General features: G+C 42.0%; 16 protein-coding genes and 1 pseudogene. 16 read left to right on the forward strand and 1 reads right to left on the reverse strand.

Annotated elements, in window-relative coordinates; translation table 11 throughout:
• The first annotated feature begins 1,080 nt into the window (after nucleotides 1–1,080).
• The 16 genes and pseudogenes from BWI96_RS00090 to BWI96_RS00165 all read left to right on the forward strand — a co-directional run bounded on the left by BWI96_RS00090 (nucleotide 1,081) and on the right by BWI96_RS00165 (nucleotide 21,696).
• Nucleotides 1,081–1,742, forward strand: a pseudogene (locus BWI96_RS00090) (sterol desaturase family protein).
• Nucleotides 1,743–1,950: 208 nt separating this feature from the next.
• The gene (locus tag BWI96_RS00095) at nucleotides 1,951–5,133 is read left to right on the forward strand and encodes a S41 family peptidase (protein ID WP_106635028.1); all 3,183 of its coding nucleotides are present in this window, start codon (nucleotides 1,951–1,953) and stop codon (nucleotides 5,131–5,133) included.
• A 358-nt stretch (nucleotides 5,134–5,491) separates the two neighbouring features.
• On the forward strand, nucleotides 5,492–6,559 hold the full coding sequence (locus tag BWI96_RS00100; protein ID WP_106634688.1) for a hypothetical protein: 1,068 nt from the start codon (nucleotides 5,492–5,494) through the stop codon (nucleotides 6,557–6,559).
• Entirely contained in the window at nucleotides 6,531–6,839 is a 309-nt protein-coding gene (locus BWI96_RS00105) for a hypothetical protein (protein ID WP_106634689.1), read from the forward strand. Before BWI96_RS00100 ends, BWI96_RS00105 begins: the two co-directional genes overlap by 29 nt.
• A 477-nt stretch (nucleotides 6,840–7,316) precedes the next feature.
• Nucleotides 7,317–8,135, forward strand: a complete 819-nt coding sequence (locus BWI96_RS00110) for an alpha/beta hydrolase (RefSeq protein ID WP_106634690.1) — start codon at nucleotides 7,317–7,319, stop codon at nucleotides 8,133–8,135.
• Nucleotides 8,136–8,284: 149 nt separating this feature from the next.
• Nucleotides 8,285–8,650 carry a DUF2200 domain-containing protein gene (locus BWI96_RS00115; protein ID WP_106634691.1) on the forward strand — a complete coding sequence of 122 codons (366 nt, stop codon included), beginning with the start codon at nucleotides 8,285–8,287 and terminating at the stop codon, nucleotides 8,648–8,650.
• Between the two features lie 365 nt (nucleotides 8,651–9,015).
• Nucleotides 9,016–9,570 carry an NADAR family protein gene (locus BWI96_RS00120; RefSeq protein WP_106634692.1) on the forward strand — a complete coding sequence of 185 codons (555 nt, stop codon included), beginning with the start codon at nucleotides 9,016–9,018 and terminating at the stop codon, nucleotides 9,568–9,570.
• Nucleotides 9,571–9,852: 282 nt separating this feature from the next.
• The gene (locus BWI96_RS00125) at nucleotides 9,853–10,686 is read left to right on the forward strand and encodes an AraC family transcriptional regulator (protein WP_106634693.1); all 834 of its coding nucleotides are present in this window, start codon (nucleotides 9,853–9,855) and stop codon (nucleotides 10,684–10,686) included.
• A gap of 60 nt (nucleotides 10,687–10,746) precedes the next feature.
• The gene (locus BWI96_RS00130; protein WP_232793520.1) at nucleotides 10,747–11,322 is read left to right on the forward strand and encodes a YbhB/YbcL family Raf kinase inhibitor-like protein; all 576 of its coding nucleotides are present in this window, start codon (nucleotides 10,747–10,749) and stop codon (nucleotides 11,320–11,322) included.
• A gap of 277 nt (nucleotides 11,323–11,599) precedes the next feature.
• Nucleotides 11,600–12,001 (forward strand): hypothetical protein, encoded by a 402-nt coding sequence (locus BWI96_RS00135; protein ID WP_106634695.1) that lies wholly within the window; start codon nucleotides 11,600–11,602, stop codon nucleotides 11,999–12,001.
• Between the two features lie 756 nt (nucleotides 12,002–12,757).
• The gene (locus BWI96_RS00140) at nucleotides 12,758–13,378 is read left to right on the forward strand and encodes an RNA polymerase sigma-70 factor (RefSeq protein WP_106634696.1); all 621 of its coding nucleotides are present in this window, start codon (nucleotides 12,758–12,760) and stop codon (nucleotides 13,376–13,378) included.
• 11 nt (nucleotides 13,379–13,389) lie between these two features.
• Nucleotides 13,390–14,391: a FecR family protein gene (locus BWI96_RS00145; RefSeq protein ID WP_198555096.1), complete on the forward strand. Its 1,002-nt coding sequence runs from the start codon at nucleotides 13,390–13,392 to the stop codon at nucleotides 14,389–14,391.
• Nucleotides 14,392–14,417: 26 nt separating this feature from the next.
• Nucleotides 14,418–18,068, forward strand: coding sequence for a SusC/RagA family TonB-linked outer membrane protein (locus BWI96_RS00150; RefSeq protein ID WP_198555097.1), 3,651 nt, complete (start codon nucleotides 14,418–14,420; stop codon nucleotides 18,066–18,068).
• A gap of 21 nt (nucleotides 18,069–18,089) precedes the next feature.
• Nucleotides 18,090–19,772, forward strand: a complete 1,683-nt coding sequence (locus BWI96_RS00155; RefSeq protein WP_198555098.1) for a SusD/RagB family nutrient-binding outer membrane lipoprotein — start codon at nucleotides 18,090–18,092, stop codon at nucleotides 19,770–19,772.
• 43 nt (nucleotides 19,773–19,815) lie between these two features.
• On the forward strand, nucleotides 19,816–20,373 hold the full coding sequence (locus BWI96_RS00160; protein ID WP_106634700.1) for a redoxin domain-containing protein: 558 nt from the start codon (nucleotides 19,816–19,818) through the stop codon (nucleotides 20,371–20,373).
• A 3-nt stretch (nucleotides 20,374–20,376) separates the two neighbouring features.
• On the forward strand, nucleotides 20,377–21,696 hold the full coding sequence (locus BWI96_RS00165; protein ID WP_106634701.1) for a cytochrome c: 1,320 nt from the start codon (nucleotides 20,377–20,379) through the stop codon (nucleotides 21,694–21,696).
• A gap of 135 nt (nucleotides 21,697–21,831) precedes the next feature.
• On the opposite strand, the gene BWI96_RS00170 is transcribed toward BWI96_RS00165, so the two are convergent.
• Nucleotides 21,832–22,968, reverse strand: coding sequence for a hypothetical protein (locus BWI96_RS00170; RefSeq protein ID WP_106634702.1), 1,137 nt, complete (start codon nucleotides 22,966–22,968; stop codon nucleotides 21,832–21,834).
• Between the last annotated feature and the right edge of the window lie 258 nt (nucleotides 22,969–23,226).

Here is a 23,226-nt window from a genome sequence, read left to right on the forward strand (position 1 = left end):
ACGTCTGGAATTAAATAATCCGCTAATAAATAAGGAAGTCTCTTTACTTCAGTAGTTAGAGACAGTATCTTAAAATCCTTATCTGATCACAGATAAGGATTTTTTGTAATTGTACTTAAGTTTTTGTGCGTACTAATGCAGATGAAAAATAAGTTTTTACACTTATATAAAATAGTGTAATCGACATATGGTATGTGATACGTAGGCTATTTCATCTAGTTACAATGAACAATTAAGCACTAAATATAGATGGTTTTAATTATATTGGCATAAGGCAATACTTGAAAAATATTATTAGCTCTCTGAGACCCGTAGCATTTATAGCCATGGGCTCTTCATGCGAATTATGGCTTGTGAAACCTTCATCGATTGAAAATCAGTAGGAATTCCTTCGCTTCGCTGTGAAAGACAAATTGGGGTGTAAACTAATGCCCATCACTGTTTTATTAAACGTAGAGGAAGCCTACTTACAGTATCCCGATGTATATAAAATGTCATTCTTAGACAGGCTCTGAAGAGGTACGAAGTGCGGATGGTTTTAGCCTGCTCCCTGCATTATAGCTATTTAATCCTGAACGTATGGGTAACGTTAAGATTCGGAGTAAAATGATTAATCAGTTTCGAATAGAAGTACAATAAATGTAGTGAAGTAGTAAACAACTCCATACCAGGAGGGGTTATAAATGATATATTCTGGCATTTTGGTCAGCTGTTGAGAGTGAATTGTAAGTTCGCATATCAACAGATTTCTTGCTCACCAACCCAATCTATCAGATGATTGCTACACTAAAACTTCTACTTATTCAACAATCTTTATTTGGGGCACCTAAGATTCCACTGGACAATCTTGCTGAACTGGAAAAAGCAGCTCCGAACCTAATTCTCTGGGCGGTACCCGTGATGATTTTCTTTACGGCACTGGAAATGGTCATCTCGTATTTTCAGGAGAACCCGTACTACGAAAAACACGAAACCATCGGATCGATACTGACGGGGCTGGGTTCGCTGGTAGTCGGAGCGACGCTGAAATTCAGTCTTTTGTTTGCCGTCGTATGGATTTACAACCAGTTACCTTGGCGGATGTCGCTCAACTGGTGGACGTTTATTCCCTGTTACGTAATCTTTGATTTGTGCAGTTACTGGGCTCACCGCATCTCCCATGAACAACGCTTTTGGTGGGCTACGCACGTGGTGCATCATTCTGGCGAACGCTATAACCTGAGCGTTTCTTTCCGACTGAGCTGGATTCAGAACCTGAAGACCATTTTCTTTTTGCCCGTAGCCCTGTTGGGTTTCCATCCCATCATTTTTTTACAACGAACCAGATTGCCGTTTTATTCCAGTTTTGGGTGCATACAGAGTACATTCGCAAAATGCCGCGTTGGGTAGAATACATCTTTGCAACGCCGTCTAATCACCGGGTGCATCATGGTTCTCAGCCCAAGTATATTGATAAAAACTTTGGGGCAACGTTTATTTTCTGGGACCGGATTTTCGGAACCTACCAGCATGAAGACGAACCTCCGGTATACGGCATCACTACCAATATTAGCCAGAAAGCAAATCCCTTAATGATCAATTTTCACGAAGTAAACGACATCATTGCCGACGTGAAAAAAGCCAGGGGTTTACGGAAAAAACTCTTCTATATTTTCGGAAGCCCCATCGCTATTGATATGGAGAAAAAACGGAAAGCCGCTGAAATCAGTGTAAGTCCTGAGATTAATCAGGAAAGAGCTTAATTTCTAGATAGAAATAATTCAAGAATCCCTAAACGAAAGATCGTTTGGGGATTTTTCGTTTTAGACCATTTTCATCTCAGAAAACGTGCATTGTGGCACAGAATCACACATGCTGTGCTCAAATTGCGTATCTTGCCTGTCGTCTCAAACTAATACACCCATTGTGAAAAAACTGTTTACGACCCTTTTGCTGAGTAGTCTGGCCCTCATGGCTCAGGCTCAGCAAACGCCATCGTGGCTGCGTTACCCTTCGATTTCGCCCGATGGTAAAACGATTGTGTTTACCTACAAAGGAGACCTCTGGAAAGTAGCTTCGACGGGCGGCGTAGCCACGCCCTTAACGTCCCACGACGCTCACGATTTCATGCCCGTCTGGTCGCGTGATGGAAAGTCCATCGCTTTTGCTTCCGACCGTTACGGTAACTTCGACGTGTTTGTGATCAGCCTGGAGGGGGGCGAACCTCGCCGCATTACCTCTCACTCGGCGGCTGAATATCCCTACGATTTCACACCTGATGGAAAAAAGGTAGTCTTTGGTTCCGCTCGTCTGGACTTGGCCAGCAACCGCCAGTTTCCCACGGGTTCGCAGCCCGAGTTATACCAGGTTTCAACGCAGGGAGGTCGGGTTGAGCAGCTCTTTACGACACCCGCTGAGGACGTGAAGTTTAACAAAGACGGTAGTAAGCTGGTGTATCACGATAAAAAAGGCGGCGAAAATGCCTGGCGGAAGCACCACGTCTCATCTATCGCCCGTGACCTTTGGGTCTACGACGCAAAAGCAGGTAAGCACACCAAGATTACCAGCTTTGCCGGAGAAGACCGAAATCCCATTTTCGCCGACGGGGATAAAAGTCTGGTTTACCTGAGTGAAGGCAACGGCTCTTTTAACGTATATAAATTACCATTAGAGAACCCTTCGCAGCCTCAGGCTCTTACTTCCTTTAAGAAACACCCCGTTCGTTTTTTGAGTCAGGCTCAGAACGGTACCCTGTGTTTCAGTTATGACGGCGACCTGTATACGATGGCTGCCAATGGAAAACCTCAGAAACTGAGCATCAGTATCGCTTCAGATTCTCGCAGTAATAACGAGAAAGTAATGCCAGTTAGCGGGGGGATTCGCGGCATGGCGGTATCTCCAAGCGGCAAAGAAGTAGCCTTCCTGTTCCGGGGCGAAGTGTTTGTGAGTTCGCTGGAAGGTGGGATTACCAAACGCATCACGAATACACCCGAGCAGGAAACCGACGTAAGTTTCTCGCCCGACGGTAAAGCACTGCTGTATGCGTCCGAACGGGGGAATAGCTGGAAAATCTACGAGACCCGCATCGTGCGTAAAGAAGAGCCCTATTTCTACGCTTCGACCTTAATTAAGGAAACGCCGATTATCGACAATACGAAAGAAAACTACGAACCGGAATATTCGCCCGATGGAAAGGAAATCGCTTTCATCGAAAATCGGATGACGCTAAAGGTGTATAACATCGCCTCGAAGCAGACGCGTAGCATTCTGACGGATAAGGAGTTATTCTCTATGCGGGATAATGATCAATATTTTCAGTGGAGTCCCGACAGCCAATGGTTTTTGTTTGATTACTCCATGCCGGGTATCGCTGCTGGAGAAGTGGGAATGGTGGAAGCCAGTGGCAAAGGCAAGGTGCGTAACCTCACGGAAAGTGGCTTTCAGGATTACCGGGCCAAGTGGGTCATGGACGGCAAAGCCATGCTCTGGTTCAGTAACCGCGATGGCATGCGGGCAGCAGCCATGAGTGGCGGCAGTACTTCTGATGTATACGCCATGTTCTTCACGCAGGATGCCTTCGAAAAATTCAAACTGTCGAAGCAGGAAGCGGCTTTACAGAAAGAAATCGACGAGAAAAATGCCAAGTCGGATACGACGAACAAGAAGAAAGATCCGAAAGTAGCGAAGAAAGACAGCGTGAAAAACGTGTTGATCGAGTGGGAAGGGCTGTCGGATCGGAAGGCCAAACTCACCATTCATTCGTCTTCGCTGGCTGATGCGTTGATCAGCAAAGACGGTGAAACGCTGTATTACCTGGCTCGTTTCGAGAAGGGCTTTAATCTTTGGTCAACGAACCTGCGGACGAAGGAAACCAAGATGCTGTTACCGCTCAACTCCGGCGGTGGATCGATGGTGTGGGATAAAGATCAGAAAAACATCTTCCTGAATACCGAAGGCCGCATTGTGAAAATTGATCCGGCATCGGCCAAGCAGGAAGGTATTAACGTTGGTGGAGAAATGCTATTGGATACAAAGGCCGAGCGTCTGTTCATGTTCGAGCACGTATGGCGTCGTACCAAAGAGACCTTCTACACGGGTGGTTACCACGGTATTAACTGGGACAGCTACAAACCCGATTACGAAAAATACCTGCCGCACATCAGCAACAACTACGAGTTTTCGGAAATGCTGAGCGAGCTATTGGGTGAGCTGAACGTGTCGCACAGCGGTTCATCCTACGGCAGCTTCAACGCCAACGCCGATCAGACGGCCTCGCTGGGAATTTTCTATGACCCAAATTTCACGGGTACGGGCGTGAAGATTGATGAAGTTATTGCGAATGGCCCATTAGCGAAGGCGAACCTGAATGTGAAAGCGGGTATGATTATTGAAGCCATCGACGGTGAAACCATTACGCCTGAGCGTGACCTGCCGTATTACCTGAACCGCAAGGCGGGTAAGAATACGTTACTAACGATTCTGGACGGTAAAGAACGCCGCGAAATCATTGTGAAGCCAGTTTCGGTGGGAGAGGAAAGTTCCCTGTTGTACCGTCGCTGGGTGAAACGAAACCAGGACGAAGTGGAACGGCTGAGCAAAGGCCAACTGGGTTACGTGCACATTCCAGGCATGAACGACGGAGCGTACCGGATGACCTACGAAGAAGTGATGGGCAAGTTTGCCGACAAAAAAGCCATCGTCATAGACACCCGTTTCAACGGCGGCGGCGACCTCGTGGCCGATCTGGCGATGTTCCTCTCAGGGAAGAAGTTCATGGACTATACTACGGACACTCGCAGCAACGGCTACGAGCCCAACTTCCGATGGACGAAGCCAAGCATTTCGCTGGCCAACGAAGCGAACTACTCCGACGGACACTGCTACGCCTTTACCGTGCAGGAAATGAAGCTGGGTAAGCTGGTAGGTCAGCCCGTACCGGGCACGTGTACCTTCGCAGGCTGGGAATCTTTACAGGACAACAGCGTCCGCTGGGGCGTACCACCATTAGGTGTAAAAGCTATGAACGGCAAATACCTCGAAAACTGGCAAACCGAACCCGACGTAAAAGTCTGGAACGATTACGAGCAGGTAAGTAAAGGAAAAGATCAGCAGCTGGAGAAGGCTGTGGAGGTGTTGTTGGGTGAGGTGAAGTAAGTTATTTGATTGGATTTTTTATGGCCCTGGCTTCTTTTTGGAGCTGGGGCTTTTTTGTAATGATTTTAATATTAAGTTGATGTAAGTATATCAGAAGATCAAGTTAGTATTATTGGTGATAACACTAATAATGGTAGAAAGAATACTAAGATATAGATGTACAGGATTAGATAAAATGACTTATTTACTAATTTAATAACTTATAATGAGTGTAGATGTATATTGGATTAGATGCCAATAATGAATATATTCGAAAAATGTACTAAACACTGAAATTTGTCGTTGTTAGAGTTTTAATAGATATTGCCAACAACGACAGAAAATAATAAATGGATTACATTTAATATTTTTTAACGAAATGAGAATTTATTTAGATACCTGTGTTATACAAGATTTGAAAGATAATTCTAACAAAGAAATGTTAGAATTAATTATTAAAAGTAAAGGAGAAATAATTTATTGTTTTTCCGAAGCTCACTTGCATGATTTATCGAGAGATAAAACAGATGAAAAATTTACTGATATGCAATTTATGGAACAAATTGTTGATAGTAATTGCTATCATTATGATAAAGGTATAATGTTTAATAATCTCAAGCCTATCGAATATTACAATAGTTTTGATTGGGAAAATATAGCTTCCGCAAATGATTTATTTACGGATTTTTCAGAAGATGATGAATTATTCGGTGGAGTATTGAAATATATGTTTTCTAATATTCCTTTAGACTTTAAAAATGTAATTTATCAAGATCAAATACCTGAAGATATGCCAAAGGATTTAGTGGACATGTTATTGAAGCCATCAGATATGTATGAATTCATGTTGTCTATTACGGATTATTCAGACTCTTTATCTATTGAGCAAAAAAAATTTAAGGAACAATTACAATTTCTACATAAAAATCAACTAAGAGATAATCTCAAATTTTTAGGGATTGAAGGTTATGATGGGGATGTGATAACGGATAAGGAAAAATTTAGAACTTCATATGCTGATTATTTTTTGAAGAATACAAATGGGAAAGGTAAATATAGGTACGATTTATTTATTGATATGTATAGTGGATTAGATTTCTTCGGTTTTGTAAAGGGAAAACCTAGAAAACAAAAAATGATGAATATGTTAAATGATAGTAAACATGCATTTTTTGGTGGTTTTTGCGATATTGTCGTTTCGAAAGATGAAGATTTTATCAATAAGACGAAGTTTATGTATGGTATTGAGGATTTGGATACCAAAGTATTCAATCAAAAAGAGTTTTCAGATTTTATAATAAATAGAAATTCGAATAAGAAATTTAATGAACTGATTACAGAATTAACACGAGAAAAACGAAAAGAAGATATTATTTATAGAATTAATCAGAAGGAGGGGTATGCACGATTGTGTGCGATTGAGCGATACCTATTATGGGTATTTTAATGCTCTAATCAATCATTCAAACGGTAATATTTGCTTTACAAAAATAAATACGCTTTTTGGGACAGGTACCTTGGTTAAAGAAATCTCATTTTGTGTTAATCAATTAATCAAAGAATTGGGTACGGACTACTATGGAAAAGGAGAATGGACATTAAATGAATTTAAACAAGATTCCGAAGATGCATGGGAAGGAAGAACTTGGATATTGAACGATAATATAAGGATTGACTTAGAATTCCATGATAGGTTATATATGATACTCGCTATCATTGGTGTTTAGCGAAGCTCAATAACTATCTCTGATTCTTACAAGTTTTCTTCATGAATTAAAGCCACTCTTTATTCAAAGTGTTAAACTCGAAGAGCAGCACTTGGAACTTTTGATAAAAAGCAGTTTTAAACTGCCTTTAGTCATATACTGATTTTATCTATCGTTTCAAATGACGATTCGCCAAATTCATCAGAACAGGCTAGGAAATTATACATGGTATTGACGAAAAAAAACCAGTTTATTGTTCTATAATTGCTGAAGAAAATTTAGGTTAAGGAACAAAATAGGTCATTACATTTCTATGACGAAAAACAGCAAGCAACATCGTATTGACAATAGGATGGCTGACTGTCGCAAAGGGAACGATTATAATTCCATAAGCTGGTGAGTTGGCGTTTTTCAAATGCCCGACCTTAGCTAACGTAAATTGTTGTACATTAGCTTGAAATGACAGCATTAAAAGATTAACTAACAAAACAAAAAACTATGAAATTCATTTATTATAACTTACTAGTTATACTGGTAGTACTGACAAGTTTTTCAACAGTATCACACCCAAACGACCCAATTCCTGAACACGAAACTTTTAAAGTTTACTCTAAACAAATTGGGGAAGAAAGAACTATTAATGTTTGGACGCCAGTAAATTATAAAACAAACGCAGACTCATTCCCTGTAATGTACATGGCAGATGGAGGAATAGAAGAAGACTTTCCTCACGTGGCAAATACTTTGGCTAAACTGATACAGGAGAATAAAATAAAACCTTTGATTCTGGTAGGAATTGAAAATACACAAAGACGAAGAGATTTGACAGGTTTTACCGAAGTAACAAAAGACAAAGAAATCGCACCAGTGGTTGGAGGTTCAGAAAAATTTAGGGCTTTCATCAAAGAAGAACTTTTCCCAAAAATAAACAAACGATATAGAACAACCACTGAAAAAAGCATTATTGGCGAATCTTTATCAGGACTATTTGTTGTTGAGACATTTTTTCTTACCCCTGACATGTTCGATAATTACATTGCGTTCGACCCGTCTCTTTGGTGGAATAATCACTATTTGGTAAGAAATACAAAAAAATATTTAGCCAATTTTCCTAAAGCAGAGAAAAGAATTTGGTTTGCAGGCTCCAATACAGAAGGTATTTTAGAATATACAGAGGATTTGGCAGAAATACTTAAAAAAGAAAATTCCTTAAATGTAAAATGGAATTATTCACCCGAGCCCAAAGAAAAACATAACACAATTTTTAGAGCAACAAAAGAAAAAGCAATCAGTTGGACATTAAACAAAACTGAATAAAAGCTATATGTATAACCCTAACTGTTTCGAGTGATGCCCGACATAGAATGCTTTACTTAACACTCGAACAGACTGGGTAAATCATTATCTTTCCTGCTGCAAGTTATTCCATTCGTATTCAGTGTATCTATCCTTTTGAAAATGCTCTTATGAACTCGTCAGCTACCCACGATCAGCGGATCGCTACGATGACGTTCGCGTCCGTGTACCCGCATTACGTAACGAAAGTGAAAAAGAAAGGCCGTACCAAAGAAGAATTGCATCAGGTCATTGAATGGCTGACTGGATTTGATGATCAGAAAATTCAGGATCTGATCAATGAAAAAGTATCCTTTGAATCTTTTTTCAAACAGGCTACCCTGAATCCCAACGCTCATCTGATTACCGGAACCATTTGTGGCTATCGAATTGAAGAGATTGAAAACCCGTTGACCCGGCAGGTTCGGTATTTGGATAAACTCGTAGACGAACTGGCGAAAGGTCGGGCGATGGAAAAGATTTTGCGAAAAAGCTAAGCAAGGATACAAACTGTTGTAAATGTTATTTTTTTAAATCAATCAAATTAAAGAATGCCTCTTTAAATAGAATATTTGGTATTGACTGATCGATGTACTTACAAATGGGTAGACTAATAAGAAAGTCACGAAAATAAAAAAATGCTATTCTTAATATGGGTATATAGGCTATTATTAGCCTAATCAAAATAAGACAAATAGCAGCGTACTACGCTTTGTAAAATGAGAACTATCGATGTTATTTTGAGGAAATCATATCAAGATGAAACTTCTGTTTGATTTGATATAGAATAGTGTCTCGTACGATTAATAAGTTGAAAGTAATCGTACGAGACGAACCTAACCGAATTTAAAAAGAATAGAATATGACGTATAATATAGAATGGTTGATAACCAATTTCGAAAAAGGAAAACGAATAAACTATTTATTCTTCTGGGGACATCAAAAAAGTAAAAGTGGAGAGCTGACCCCGTCGTGTTTTAGTCAGTGGTGGCCATCGCCTTTTACAGTTAATCAAGTAAAATACAATACCGCTGAACAGTGGATGATGGCTCAAAAGGCACTTTTGTTTGAAGATAAAGAGACGTATGATAAAATTATGGTTTCAAAATCACCAGCAGAAGCAAAAGCATTAGGGAGACAAGTAAGAAATTTCGATGAGACCCTTTGGAATAGCAAGCGATTTGATATAGTAGTTGAAGGAAGTTTGCAAAAATTTACTCAGCATAAAGACTTAAAAGAGTTTTTACTGAACACAAACGAAAAAGTTTTAGTAGAAGCCAGTCCAGTAGACAAAATTTGGGGTATCGGTCTTGTAGCAGACCATGATAAAGCTGAAAATCCCAAGCTCTGGAATGGCTTGAACTTACTCGGATTCGCCTTAATGGAAGTTAGAGATAAAATAAGGAATGAAGAGTGAAAGAATTCAAAATCAGACCTTAGGTCATAGAAGTCCAATACGTTTGCGAAAGTAAAGGTGTTCAAAGAAAATGAAGATAGCACGGCAGTTTCTGCTAGGATTAATGGAAACGCCAAGTGCTTGTCTTTTATGAATGAGTATATCTTTACTGCACTGAGTGATACTTCTCGGCCTGGTCACTCGGAATAGCATCTCTTCAAAGGGCATCAATTGACGATCTGTTGCCTTAATACTGAGAAGAGACACGGTTTAGAAGAATAAGGAAAGCAACGCAAAAACTAAATGGACATTATTACAATTCCTGACGAGCTAAATTCAGAGAACGCTCTATCAGTTCAGGTTATAAACTATACCAACTCAAAGGAAATTTCTAGACAACAAATTATTTTAAACCAAAATACACTTAGCTTTTTAACCGAAGGGACTAAAGAAGTTATTTTTAATAATTCAGCTTTATCAATCGATACCTCCAAATTTCTTCTAATGAAATCGGGACATTGCTTGATGACCGAAAAATTTTCTCATATAAAAAATTACAGAAGTGTCCTTTTATTCTTTACAAATGAAATGCTACTGAAACTTTTACAGAAAAGGGGGATAGATAAAATAGACTCTAAAGAGTACAAATCAGTTTATGCATTTGAATATGATGGGTTTATTCAAGGGTTCGTGAAAAGCCTAATGGATATTTCTTTGCTTTCAAAAAATATACAGCAAAAGTTACTTGAAGTTAAATTAGAAGAAATAATGGTGTATTTGACGGAAATATATGGAACTGCCTTTTTGTATTCATTTATAGATAAAAGTGATGATGTTACCCAGAAGTTCATTCAAACCATTGAAAGTAATCAATTGAATAAATTAACTTTAAAGGAATTAGCCTTTTTATGTAATATGAGTATATCCACTTTTAAAAGAGAATTTGAAAAGCAATATTCTGAATCGCCAATCAAGTGGTTTCAAGATAAAAGACTGGAACATGCAAATCGTCTACTCCGTCATGCAAACAAAATCCCTTCTGAGGTCTATTTTGAAGCAGGGTACGAGAATTTGTCAAGTTTCATACAGGCATATAGATCTAAATACGGCTTCACACCCAAGCAGCATAAAAGTTGATCTTTTCGCAACAGTTTTTGAACTTTTCTCACCAGTTGAGCTTCATCGCTAAAGTTAACTTTGCCTAAAATTTTAAATCATGATAAAATGAAAAAAGCAAGTTTAATTTTTGCATGGTACTTAATGTTCGCAACAGCAGCTTTCGGACAGGAAACCTTTACATTATTTAGCAAAGATTTAGGGGGAGGAGCCACTAAAACGCAGGAGTTCAATGGATTTGGCTGTTCAGGAAGCAATCAATCTCCTCAATTGTCCTGGAAAAATGTACCTCAAGGAACAAAAAGTTTTGCCATCACTATGTATGACCCTGATGCTCCAACAGGAAGCGGATTCTGGCATTGGTTAGTATTCGATATTCCTGCCAGTGTGAATGAAATGGTAACCAATGCCGGAAACGTTAATTTAAATCTGGCCCCTAAAGGTGCTGTTCAAAGTATAACGGATTACGGAATCAAAGGGTTTGGTGGGCCTTGTCCACCGGAAGGACATGGATTTCATCAATATATCATTACGGTTTATGCCCTGAAAACGGATAAGCTTGGGTTAAACGAGAATGTAAGTCCGGCAATAGTGGGTTTCAATCTGTGGAATCAAACATTAGCTAAAGCAAGTATAGTAGCCTATTACAAACGGTAAAAATCACGCAAAGGGATTGAAATATTCTTTCAATTCCTTTGCGTGTAAAGCTTTCCATCGTTCTTTTAAATTTTGTAAATAAGTTAAAACAATTCTCTATTTCTACATATGTTGATTCATGTAAGACTTATTATATATTTTGTTAAATAATTTATTACTTTATTTTTATTTTAATAGAAGTTTATTATTTGAAATAATATTCCATCCGAATGGCTTGTGATTACAAAAATTTAAACGGTAATTCAGAGCATTCTTCAACAGCTACTACTTATGCCTTATGAAACGCCTAGCGGCCTTATCCCTTCTTTCTTTGCTTGGGTTATCATGTAGTAAGGGCAACGATAAAACCTCACTCAATGAACGGGTCAATGGCATTTATCAGGCTATTCGACAAACCACCAATAGAGATACCATAACTTTACCCTACCAAGGTCAAACCATTACTACCCGTGTGGGAGGCTTAACTTCAACTTCCGCAAAATTTTACATTGAATCGTTTGAGAATGGACATACGTCTGGCGTTGTTATTGTTGAAGCCAGCCTAATTAGTTCATCCGCCAATAGAATCCAATTTAGCACAATTGGTGATCGAAATTTTGGGTTCTTACAAAACGATACCTTAGTAACCCGCTACATGATTAATGACATTTATTACGAAATCACTTCCGTGAGACAGTAATCAAATTGATTACGTATATTATTATCCGTGTATTACTAAAGGCCGCATCCTAATTTCTTTACGCTACTCTTTCACAAAAGAGGATCGATTACCTTTTCACTAGTTTCTTATGACCCGCTTTTTTAAATCAGCCTCGGCTATGATTTTGTCTTTATCCTGGCAAATGAGTAGCCCAGTGCCGGGTCGATCATGCGTTGTTTTCAATGGATCATTCTTCTCTTTTTCTGATAGTCTTCTATAAATGTTTGAAAATCAAATAAATAAGAATCTTTTAAATCTGATTGTATATAGAGCAATCAATTTCCACAATTAGTAATGGCTTTCCCCTGTCTTTAGTAAAGGTCTCTTTTCATCTACAAACGGAGTATATCTTGGCACTAACCTTACTGTAGAGCCTTATGAATATAAAACTCCCGCTCTCGGGGATCTTGCAGCCGGTCTATAAAATGGCCTGATGCGAGACCAGGATAACTGTGCAACGACCTCTTGCATACATGCAGGATACGTTTCGGCAAGGCTTTTCTTTAATAAAACATCATACATGTTTATCCATGTGTTTCTTATGATCTGAGTTAGCAAGATGCTCATCTTTCCTGCGAGACATAAATTTCCTTTATTCCAATCTGACCAAATATTATTTGACTTTTTATTTTTTCAACAATCCAATAGGGGTTTTTAAAGGGGTTGTTCGTCATCAACGACCATTACGAGTGTAAAAGAAAGAGTGCCCGATTGTTACCCCCAAACATTTGAACTATGGCCAGTCCGCTCTACGCTACTATTGTTTCTAAATCAACTTTGCATGTAGATGCCGAAGTGCTTATCACCAAAGCATTCGAGCGTAGTGTTGAAGAGGGGATGAGTTTATTATTTCAACGCTATTACCAGCCGCTATGTGCCCATGCGGTCCGCTTTGTTTATTCACAAGCTATCGCAGAAGATCTGGTATCAGATATCTTTTATGAATTTCAAGCCAAGCGTTTGTATGAAAATATAACAAGCTCTTACCGTGCTTTTCTCTATACCTCTGTACGAAATCGATGCTTTGATTACGTTCGCCGTGAGATTAAACCCCATTTTTCTTTGGAAGATTTCCCCTCGCTAGCCATTCAGGTCACCCAACAACCGGATACAATTACTCAGTTTGAAGAACTCTACCACGACGTTGAAAAGGCTATTCATGCCCTTCCCCTTAAACGCAGACAGATATACCTCCTTCATCGCTTTGAAGGGAAACCCTATAAAGCGATTGCAGACGAACTCCAGATTTCACCTAAGACAGTGGAGATTCAAATGTCCAAAGCCATTCAACAGGTAAAGGATTTTCTGCGTGACAAATGGCTACTGCTCCTGGTAGCTCAGTTTCTGGTTTTTTGATTTTTATTTCTATGCATACACAGCCTCCCATTACTCAGGAATTACTCTTCCGCTATTTTGCAGGAACTTCCACTGCCTTCGAAAAGCAGTGGATTAACCAGTGGATTCAGCAGGAAGAGCATCTGGAATTCTTTTTCCTCTGCCTGGATCGCTATGAATCTGCCCATCCCCAGTTTCAAACCGACGCCTCGCAGGCGTTTATTCGTCATCAAAAAAGATGTCTTGAACAGGATACAACGCCCCCGCCTGCTGTTGAATCCAAATCACTTTCCCGCATTTGGATGCTTGTAGCCTGCGTGAGCTTCCTGCTCATTGGCGGTTATCTATTTAAAGATCATTTACTTTATAAAAGCTACAGGACGGGCTATGGAGAGACCGCTCATCTGACGTTGTCTGATGGTAGTAAGGTGATCCTTAATGCTAACTCGACGCTGCGAGAACCCCGTTTTGCCTGGATGGATACGCTACGGCAAGTATATCTTACCGGAGAAGCTAATTTTTCCGTCGTGCACACGCCCGATCACAAAAAATTGGTCGTGCAAACCAGTCAGGGTATGCAGGTGGTGGTTTTAGGGACGGAGTTTACCGTCTATGATCGTCACCAAGCGGCACGAGTCGTGCTACATAAGGGAAAGATTGAACTTCGATATGTGCAGGACAAAGGCGTCAAAAAAATAATGATGTCTCCCGGTGATCTAGTAACCACTACGCCCAACGAGAAGCCTCAGGTCAAGCGTGATGAAACTCCGGATAAGTATACCGCCTGGACGCGTGACCGATTTGTCTTCGAGCAGACTTCACTGCAAGAAATAGCCCAGCTTTTTGCCGATAATTATGGATTGACGGTCGAAATTCAGGACCCTCAATTGGCCCAAGAGACCATCTCCGGTTCCTTTACCGCACATAATGGAAAAGAGCTCTTGGAGCTATTGATCGAAGCTTCTTCCCTGCAGTTCACCCAAATCAATAATCATATTTTCATTACCACCACTAACAAACCCCTACGCCCGTGATGCACCATATACCTAGAGTGCTAGCCATGGTGGGTCTTCTAGCCGCTTTTGAACCGGCTCAGGCTCAACTTATCGCACAGGTTTCATCTCACTCTTCACAAAACAGAAAGCCTAGCCAAGTCGAGTTAAAACAGGCCCTGACTCAACTCAAGAACCATTACAAAGTTGATTTACTTTATTTTGATCGAGTCATTAAAGGCTATTATGTTTCCATGCAAGACATCCGCTGGGAAGCAGGGTTGGAGTCTAATTTGGAAAGTCTGCTGGGACCTTTGGGATTAACCTACAAAAAAACCAAAACCAAAGGCTACATTATTACCGAGCAACCCAAACCGCTGGAAAAAAACACGTCGAGTGCCAGCCTTCCTCTAGCCGACCTTACACTATCCACTGAATCTTGGGAGGACCGCTCCGCGTTGGATATTATCATTCGTGGAACCGTAACGGATAGTTTGAAGCATGAGGGTATTCCTGGCGTAAACGTTACCGTGAAAGGAAGTACGCACGGCGTTTCTACGGACGCTCAGGGCCGGTATTCCTTAAGTATAGCGGGCCCAGGCACCGTCCTGGTTTTTACTTCGATCGGTTATCAGCGTAAAGAAGTCGTCGTGGGTAACCAAACGGTGTTTAATGTTATTTTAAACGAAGAGCACAAAGCTTTGGGGGAAGTGGTCGTAACCGGTTTTGGGGACCGTTCTAAACGAAACGTAGGCTACGCTACCACAACTGTCGATGGGGATGCCATTCGCCGGCAGGCTGCCATCAACCCGATTTCGGCTTTGCAGGGAATGGTGCCGGGCCTGCAAGTACAACCCGGCATTGGCGGCCCTCAGTCTACTCCTCGCTTTCTGATCCGGGGCAGTGCTTCCTTAGATCCTTACCGCAACCAACCCCTAATTGTTGTGGATGGGATTGTCATGGAACAAGATGTCGTACTACCTAACCGGGGAGGAGACCAGGATTTTGGTAATATTCTTAAAGACATCAATCCCGATGATATTGAATCGATTAACGTACTTAAAGGTGGAGCAGTAACGGCACTTTACGGCAGTCGTGCCAATAATGGCGTGATCCTTATTAAAACCAAGAGCGGATTTTCGCAGCGGGGTCTAGGCGTTACCGTTTCGCAGTCGTTAGTATGGGATCAACCCTACCGTACCGTAGATTTCCAAAACCAATTTGGCTCAGGTACTAATACAGCCGACTTCATTACGGCAGCTAATGGCGAATTGCAAATCAACCCTAATTCCTACGGCTACAGCTTTGGACCGGCTTTGTCGGGACAAACCGTACGTGATGTAACGGGTAATCTTATGGAGAACAATCCCCGCCCGAACGACATCTTGAATCTCTTTCGTACCGGATTGACCAGTAACACCAATGTTGGGATTTCCGGAGGTAATGAAAAAGGTACGTTTCGCCTTTCCTTCTCCAGACTGGCCTCTCAGGGTGTAACCCCACGCAATGGCTTTGACCGTAACAGCTTTAACTTTCGAGGTACCCAACGCTTGCTTGGCAAAGTGCTTCTGGATGCCAACGTAACGTTTGTCCGTAGTAATACCACTAATCCAGCCAATCAGGGCTCTTTGGGTGGGCTCCTGCGTAATTTGGCCTACGGCGTGGTGCGTAACTACGATATGGATTACTGGAAGAATAATTACCTGAACACTAGCCAGGGCGGTGTCAATGATAATGATCCCAGTGGGTTCACCTATACCTTGTTTCAGCTGTTCGAAAATAATGCCCGTCAAATTGATAATAACTTACGGGGAAGCATTGACATGCGGGCTCCTTTGGGCAGTGGCTTTGAATTTCAGGGGATGGCTAGCCTCAACTACGTGGGTTCAACCAACGAAAATAAGCAGCGGGGCATGGAGATTAATTTTTCTAATCCTCGGTACGAAACCTTCGTTCGCAATACTATGGTGAGCCGTTTTCGGGGTAATTTAAATTACACCCGTCGCATGGGTGAATTCGATCTGTTACTCCAGGGAGGAGGAGAATTAAACAGCTCCATTTCTAAAGGTATTCGCAACTGGACCAACGGAGGCATTCTAGCCGATGTGTATCGCCTGAGCAATTCCCGGAACCCGATCGGTTATCAGGAAGATAAGCCCAATCAAGTCAGTAGCAATTCACTTTTTTACCAAGCTAGCTTAGCTTTTAAGGACTATCTGACGTTCAACGTCTACGGCCGTAATGACTGGAACTCAACCCTGGTTTATAACGATGGTCATGGTAATTATTCGTATTTTTATCCTGGTGCGGATTTAGCCTGGGTATTTACTGATGCCTTTAAAACCCGGTTACCTGATTTCCTGGACTACGGAAAATTACGTGCTTCGTACGTCATTGCAGGCAATGGTACGAGCCCCTATACGGCTAATACAGGAGCCTACCAAGGCAACAGCCCTTACATTAATATCAACGGTACAACCGTCATCAACTACCAATATCAAGCCAATACCCTCCCGAATCAGGCCTTAATTCCCGAACGTTCTCAAAAATTTGAAACCGGTCTAGAGTTAAAAGCTTTTAAAAACCGATTGGGCCTTGACATTACGTATTACTCGCAGGATACCCGCAATCAAATCATTCAATTTGGGGTGCCTATTACCTCTGGAGTTAGTCAAGCCCTGACTAATGCGGGCTTGGTTCGCAACCGCGGCATCGAACTACTTCTCTACGGAACACCCGTCAAAACACGAAATTTTTCCTGGGATACGTACTTTAATTATACGCTTAATCGAAACTCGGTGGTCTCACTTCCTTTTGGACTGGAATACATCACTTTAGATGGGGGAGATGGTTTTCAAGCCGTAGCGAAAGCTGGTGGTGATTACGGAACTATCATTGCTCCCTATGGTTACGCGAAGTATCAGGCTCGTACATCTGACGGAGCCGTCACCGACAGTCCCCTTAATGGCCGACACGTATTGCGGGCCGCTAGTAATAGTACTTCGGTATTCGTGCGTGCTCAGAACTATGCCCAGGGGGTAGATAAATCGCCCGTATTAGGTTCTATTGTCCCTAAGTTTATGGGCAACTGGCGTAACAGCTTCAATTACAAAAACTTGCAGCTTAATGTCATCCTAGATGCCAAGTTTGGTGGAAAGGTTTATTCGACGACCTCCGACTTGGGTCAGTGGTTAGGTAACTTAAAAAGTACTTTACCCGGACGTACAACCGAGCTGGGCGGACTTTCTTACACTACGCAAGCGGGAGTGGCTCGTACGGATGGAGTCATCCTTGATGGCGTTTATCAACAGGGAACTACGGTTACGGGTATTGATGGGAAGGTATACGACCTTTCTGGTATGACCCAACAGGAAGCCTACGAAAAAGGTATTGTTCGGCCTAACAGTGCGGCTAGTTATTATGCCAACACGCACAGTTGGGCCAACGGTATTCGCGAAGAATCTATTTTTACCTCCTCTTGGGTTTCTCTTCAGCAAGTCAACCTAACCTATGATGTTCCAGCCAAAGCCGTCAGTCGGCTTAAGCTCAATGGCCTGCGTATTGGACTAATAGCCAATAATCTTTTCTACCTCTACAACAGTGCCAAAGACCACGTGAATCCCAATAACCTCAACAGTACAAGCTCAGGTGCGATGGTAGAAAGCTCAGGCATGCCATATATCCGCAGTATGGGCTTTTCCATCAATGGTAGTTTTTAAGCAACATCTCTTATGATAACTATGCGATCCCTTATTTTGATGGTTTTGGCATTAGGAGGCTTATGGGCCTGCGACCGACAGAAATTTGCTGAAATCAATACCGATCCTGATGCCATTTTGAACATTCCGCCTGAATATGAATTCACGGCGGCACTGCTCAATATCAATGCTAACGATTTTGAAAATTATTACGATTATAACCGAGCTATTTACTACTGGACCCAATCCTTTGTTTCTTTGAATGGAAATGCTTCCAGCGTTTATGAAGGATCAGGAAATCTCAACCAGCGTTACAGTATTTTTTATACCAGGGTGGGGAATAAGTTAGTGGATGTCCAGAAGCTCATTGACCGAATGCCTGCTGATCAAAAAGCCCGGTATGTACATTTGCGGGCCATCACGAGCATTCCATTAGCGTATTATGCCTGGTACACCTCCGATGTAAATGGTAGTTTGCCTTATTCACAAGCCTTTCAGGCTCGTTACACCGTGCCAGCCCTGCTAACGCCCAAATACGATACGCAGGAAGAGCTTTATAACATCCTTGAAAATGAATTGAAAGCCAGCATCGCTACCTTAAAGACTACACAAACGGTTACGCAGGTAAGTCTGACGGATAATGATATTTACTATGCAGGTGATGTTTCTAAGTGGATTAAGGCTGCGAATGCATTGCGATTGAAAATTGCTTTTCGACTCATGAAACGGAATCCCGATCGTTTAAAATCCATCGCTACTGACGTACTCTCTGATGCTACAAATATCATGAGCTCGACCGCTGACGACTGGAAATTTGTAGCGGGAGAGCAATTTTCTTCGGCCGCTAACCGAAACCCGACCAGCAACAGCAGTGTATCAGGGGCTAAGAATTTTGTGGACTTTCTTTGGAAAACCAGCGACCCACGTCTTCGTGTGTTTTTTCAGGCATCTGCTTTTACCAAAGAACGATTTGATGCGGCTAAACAACAGGGTAAAATTCCGGCATCTTTTACTTGGGATGGGCAACTGTATCGGGGCCAATTTGCTGATCCTGACGCCTCTTTGAATACGTCTAACTCAATTTATTTTTCTGCCATTGAGTACACTTTTAATGGAACCAAGCGGACGGATCGGCTTCCCTCATCGGTCCAGAGTCGACTCTTCTATGGAGCTTTTAACAACGGGACAGGGCAAACGACCTTTCCTATTATTACGTATGCGGACTGGTGTTTTATGCGAGCTGAATTAGCCGTACGCGGAATCGTAGGGTCGGATGCAGAGGGCTGGTATTACAAAGGTATTGACGCCTCCTTAGCGAACTACGAAGACATGGCTCGTAAGTCGAAGTTGGACGATTATAAAGCTTTAAGTGCGGCCGAAGCCGCGGCTTATAAAACCCAGCCAGGGGTAGCGTATTCCAGTGCAACTGGTCTTGAGCAAATTATCGTTCAGCAGTACATTAATTACTTCAAAAACCAAAATGAAGCCTGGGCACTCATTAAGCGTACCGGACTGCCTTCCGTTGATGGAAAAATCTTAGCTTTGGAAAATGTACATCAAGGGGGTACACTGCAACAAATGCCCCGTCGTTTTTCCATTCCAGTTCCAACGATAACGGACTTGAATTATCAAAACGCGATGGATGCCATTACCGCTCAGCAACAGGATGCTTCCTTCGGAGGCCCTAGTGATCTAACCGGAAGAGTGTGGTGGGATAAACCTTAACTATTGATAGCCTTCGGTCCACCCGGACCGAAGCTTTTATGATATGCCTGCTGCTATTCTCTTCTTTTTTTTACTGCTAGGGCTGAAGCCTGTACAACAGCCAAGGCCATTGGATCAGTTGGTTCTTCGTACCCTCACAGGAGAGCCTACCCGGCTGGGAGATTTTCATTCGCCAGCACGGGTCATTGTCTTTCTATCGCCAGAGTGCCCGCTTTGCCAGCAGTACTCCCGAAAGCTTACCCAATTAGCCCAACGCAAAGACCTCAGCGTTATTGGCGTATTTCCTGGAAGAGCTTATGATAGGGCAGATTACGAGCAATTCAAACGCAAATATTCCATCGACTTTACGCTCCTGACCGATGCCAATCGCTCGCTCGTGAGAGCGTTAGGAGCTACTACTACGCCGGAAGCTTTTCTAATCGATGGTCAGGGACAGGTATTGTATCGGGGGGCTATTGATGATTGGGTGACGGCCCTGGGCAAGACTCGTCCTCAGGCCCGCCATCACTATTTAGCTAGTGCGATTGATGCCTTTTTTGCTCATCAACCCATCTTGCCTGTACAGGTTTCCCCCATTGGTTGTCTGATTAATGATCTATAGGCTATGAAAAAGGTATTACTTTGCCTGGTGCTTCAATGGTGTTTACTTACTGGTACAAATGGACAATCGTTTCAAGACGTGGAGCCCATTTTCTTACAAAAATGTGCAACTTGTCACCGGAGCGGAGATGCGGCTCCCTTTCCTCTTCAAACCTATGAAGACATTGTTAAAAGAATTTCATTTATTAAAAAGGTAATTACCACAGGCTATATGCCGCCCTGGCAAGCCGATGCTCATTACCGCTCCTTTGCTAATGAAAGACGGCTTTCCTCACAGGAAAAGAAAATGATTGTCAACTGGATCGAAGCGAAAGCACCGAAGGGCAACTATCAGAAAAAATCAGCTCAAATTACTCGTTTGCTACGTGAGCAAACGGCTTATCACCGAAGCCCGGACTTGACCTTACAAATAGATACTACTTTTCATCTCGTTGGCGATACCAAAGAACGATTCGTTGTTTTTCAAATACCTATGGATCTACCCAAGGATCAGGCCATCGAAGGGGTTGAGTTTTACACGAACAATAAAAAAATAATTCACCATGTGAATTACGGTTTTTATAAAGTGGACGATCCCTCCGTTGATATTAATCAGGGAGCAAAAGTTATCAATACCACTGATGATCCTAATACGCCAAGCCTGTTGCAACAGCAAAAAAAGCTCAAACAACATATGGTTTATTACACGGGCTGGATTCCAGGCACTTCCGTTGAGAGTTACCCCAAAACTTTTGGCTGGACGCTTCCCAAACGCGGGGTGATACTGCTAACGGTTCACTATTCTGCCCTTGCCGCGGACGAGGAATCCATCGTGGGAGTAAACCTGTTTTTTCAGAAAACGCCTATACAGCGTACAGTGAAAGTGATTAGCTTAGGCTCGGGAGGGATCGGGGAAAAGGATATAACACCTCCTTTGCTTTTGTTACCCGGCGATCGCAGTAAACATCATCTACAGGTACAAACGAAGGAAGACCAGTCCTTGCTTTATGTTTGGCCCCATATGCACTATTTAGGCACTAGCTTTACCGCCTATGCCGTAACTCCTCAACAAGACACCATTCCACTAGTGCGAATTGCAAAGTGGGATTTTCGATGGCAGGAACTTTACCGCTTTAAAGAATTAATTAAAGTTCCTAAAGGGTCTGTTATTCATTTAGATTGCAGCTATGACAATACGGAAGATAATCCTTATAACCCTAATTCACCCCCTGCCACCGTATTTTCGTTCGGCGATATGGATTCAAAAAACGAAATGATGACGCTTCTACTTATTTATACACCCTATAAACCTGGGGATGAAGAGCTTGATTTAGAGAATCATTAGTCTAGGTATTTCACGAGCACAGGTTGCCTCTTCGATTATAAATCAGTTACTGGTATCAAACGTTCTTTGATACCAGTAACTGATAAGGTTGCGAAAGGTGGAGCTAGGTTGCTGATGTAGCTCGTATCGGACGTTCTATTTTTTTATCTCCGGGGACACCACTACAAAATCATATTTGTCGATAAGTTGATACGTATCTTCCGTCAGTGTTTTATCGTTTCTATAGCGAACCCGCAGGGGACGTAAGTCCACAACCACCCATTTTTCTTTGTTATATAGTTTTAAAAACTCTTTGGGATATTCGTTTTCGGCACTCTCATAATCATCAATGATTTTTCCATCCTCCGTGGTGTATCTCAGCATGAAATAGACATTGGTGAAACGGGTTTGATTCCGTTGAGCCAGCTCATAGACCGCATTACCCATATCATACAGATGGGTCATCAGGTTTAATCCTTTGGCTAAATGATTGGCTCCCAGTTTGAAGAACACCTTCTCGTTTTTTGCTTTGGTCTGGTCATAGTAACGATAGAAGTTTTTTTTCATTAGCGTCGCCCGCATCAATGAATTATCTTCATAATAGATCGTTCTGGAGACTTTAATATCATCGAGTACCTGTTTATACTGTTGCTGGGGAATCCCGTTGCGTAAACTGTCGAGTAACTTAACTTTGGGCATCCACCACCGGGCCAGTAAACTATCCCGGACAGCCTGATAGGCTTGCTTCACCTTCGGCGACTGGGCATTATAAACCCGGTTGATTGCATACGGAAAAGCCATTTGAAATTCCTGATCGATCCCCCAAATCTGATACTTATAGTTGGCCGCAGTGTTTAACATCTGGGCATCGTCTTGAGTCTTAAAGAACGGAAAGGTTCCATACGTGGGATGATCTTTGGAGACTGCCAATAAACTGTCGTAGGGGCTTTTACTAGTCGAAATCCGCATTAACTCGGAGGCTACAAACGGGCTGACTTCTACACACCAGTTTTTAAATCCATGACGGGAGGCGGCTTCCAGTGCAAAACACGATAGCTGAGACAATACCCCTGAATTGTGATATTCGCCCCAGGCCACAAACTGATTATCCGCAAACTGCTTTTCCAATAAGTCCCAGCCGGGACCAATGGGTTTTTGACCATTGAAGGTAAATGAACTGGTATGGCGTGCGAGATAGGTATTAAATTTACTTGAGTCGCTAAGGGCTTTTCCCTGTTGAGCAAAGCCCGTATGGGTAAAGAGCCAAGTAATCAGTAATAAAAATTTCTTCATGTTAAGTTTTAGGTAGTTATTTCCGGTGACAATCTATGGGGATGAGCAATGTACCAGAATCCTTTTAATAACCAACATAAGTACTGCTGAGTATTATTTAGCCCTTGCAGAGGGAATGCTTTTATTGGGGGACACATAGACGCAGTATAACCGATGATAGCTGCTTAGATATCCATCATCCTTGTCCAAGCCTACTTCATACCGTTTTGCCACTGTACGGGGACTAAGAAATATTTTAACTCATTTCCGGAAAATACG

It is taken from the genome of Siphonobacter sp. SORGH_AS_0500 (genome assembly GCF_002838835.1).
GTDB lineage: Bacteria > Bacteroidota > Bacteroidia > Cytophagales > Spirosomataceae > Siphonobacter.

Bases quoted from the DNA above. Each gene is read 5' to 3' on its own strand.
- BWI96_RS00095 (WP_106635028.1), top strand. From the start codon at position 1,951: ATGGCTCAGGCTCAGCAAACGCCATCGTGGCTGCGTTACCCTTCGATT.
- BWI96_RS00100 (WP_106634688.1), top strand. From the start codon at position 5,492: ATGAGAATTTATTTAGATACCTGTGTTATACAAGATTTGAAAGATAAT.
- BWI96_RS00110 (WP_106634690.1), top strand. From the start codon at position 7,317: ATGAAATTCATTTATTATAACTTACTAGTTATACTGGTAGTACTGACA.
- BWI96_RS00115 (WP_106634691.1), top strand. From the start codon at position 8,285: ATGAACTCGTCAGCTACCCACGATCAGCGGATCGCTACGATGACGTTC.
- BWI96_RS00120 (WP_106634692.1), top strand. From the start codon at position 9,016: ATGACGTATAATATAGAATGGTTGATAACCAATTTCGAAAAAGGAAAA.
- BWI96_RS00125 (WP_106634693.1), top strand. From the start codon at position 9,853: ATGGACATTATTACAATTCCTGACGAGCTAAATTCAGAGAACGCTCTA.
- BWI96_RS00135 (WP_106634695.1), top strand. From the start codon at position 11,600: ATGAAACGCCTAGCGGCCTTATCCCTTCTTTCTTTGCTTGGGTTATCA.
- BWI96_RS00140 (WP_106634696.1), top strand. From the start codon at position 12,758: ATGGCCAGTCCGCTCTACGCTACTATTGTTTCTAAATCAACTTTGCAT.
- BWI96_RS00145 (WP_198555096.1), top strand. From the start codon at position 13,390: ATGCATACACAGCCTCCCATTACTCAGGAATTACTCTTCCGCTATTTT.
- BWI96_RS00150 (WP_198555097.1), top strand. From the start codon at position 14,418: ATGGTGGGTCTTCTAGCCGCTTTTGAACCGGCTCAGGCTCAACTTATC.
- BWI96_RS00155 (WP_198555098.1), top strand. From the start codon at position 18,090: ATGCGATCCCTTATTTTGATGGTTTTGGCATTAGGAGGCTTATGGGCC.
- BWI96_RS00160 (WP_106634700.1), top strand. From the start codon at position 19,816: ATGCCTGCTGCTATTCTCTTCTTTTTTTTACTGCTAGGGCTGAAGCCT.
- BWI96_RS00165 (WP_106634701.1), top strand. From the start codon at position 20,377: ATGAAAAAGGTATTACTTTGCCTGGTGCTTCAATGGTGTTTACTTACT.
- BWI96_RS00170 (WP_106634702.1), bottom strand. From the start codon at position 22,968: ATGAAGAAATTTTTATTACTGATTACTTGGCTCTTTACCCATACGGGC.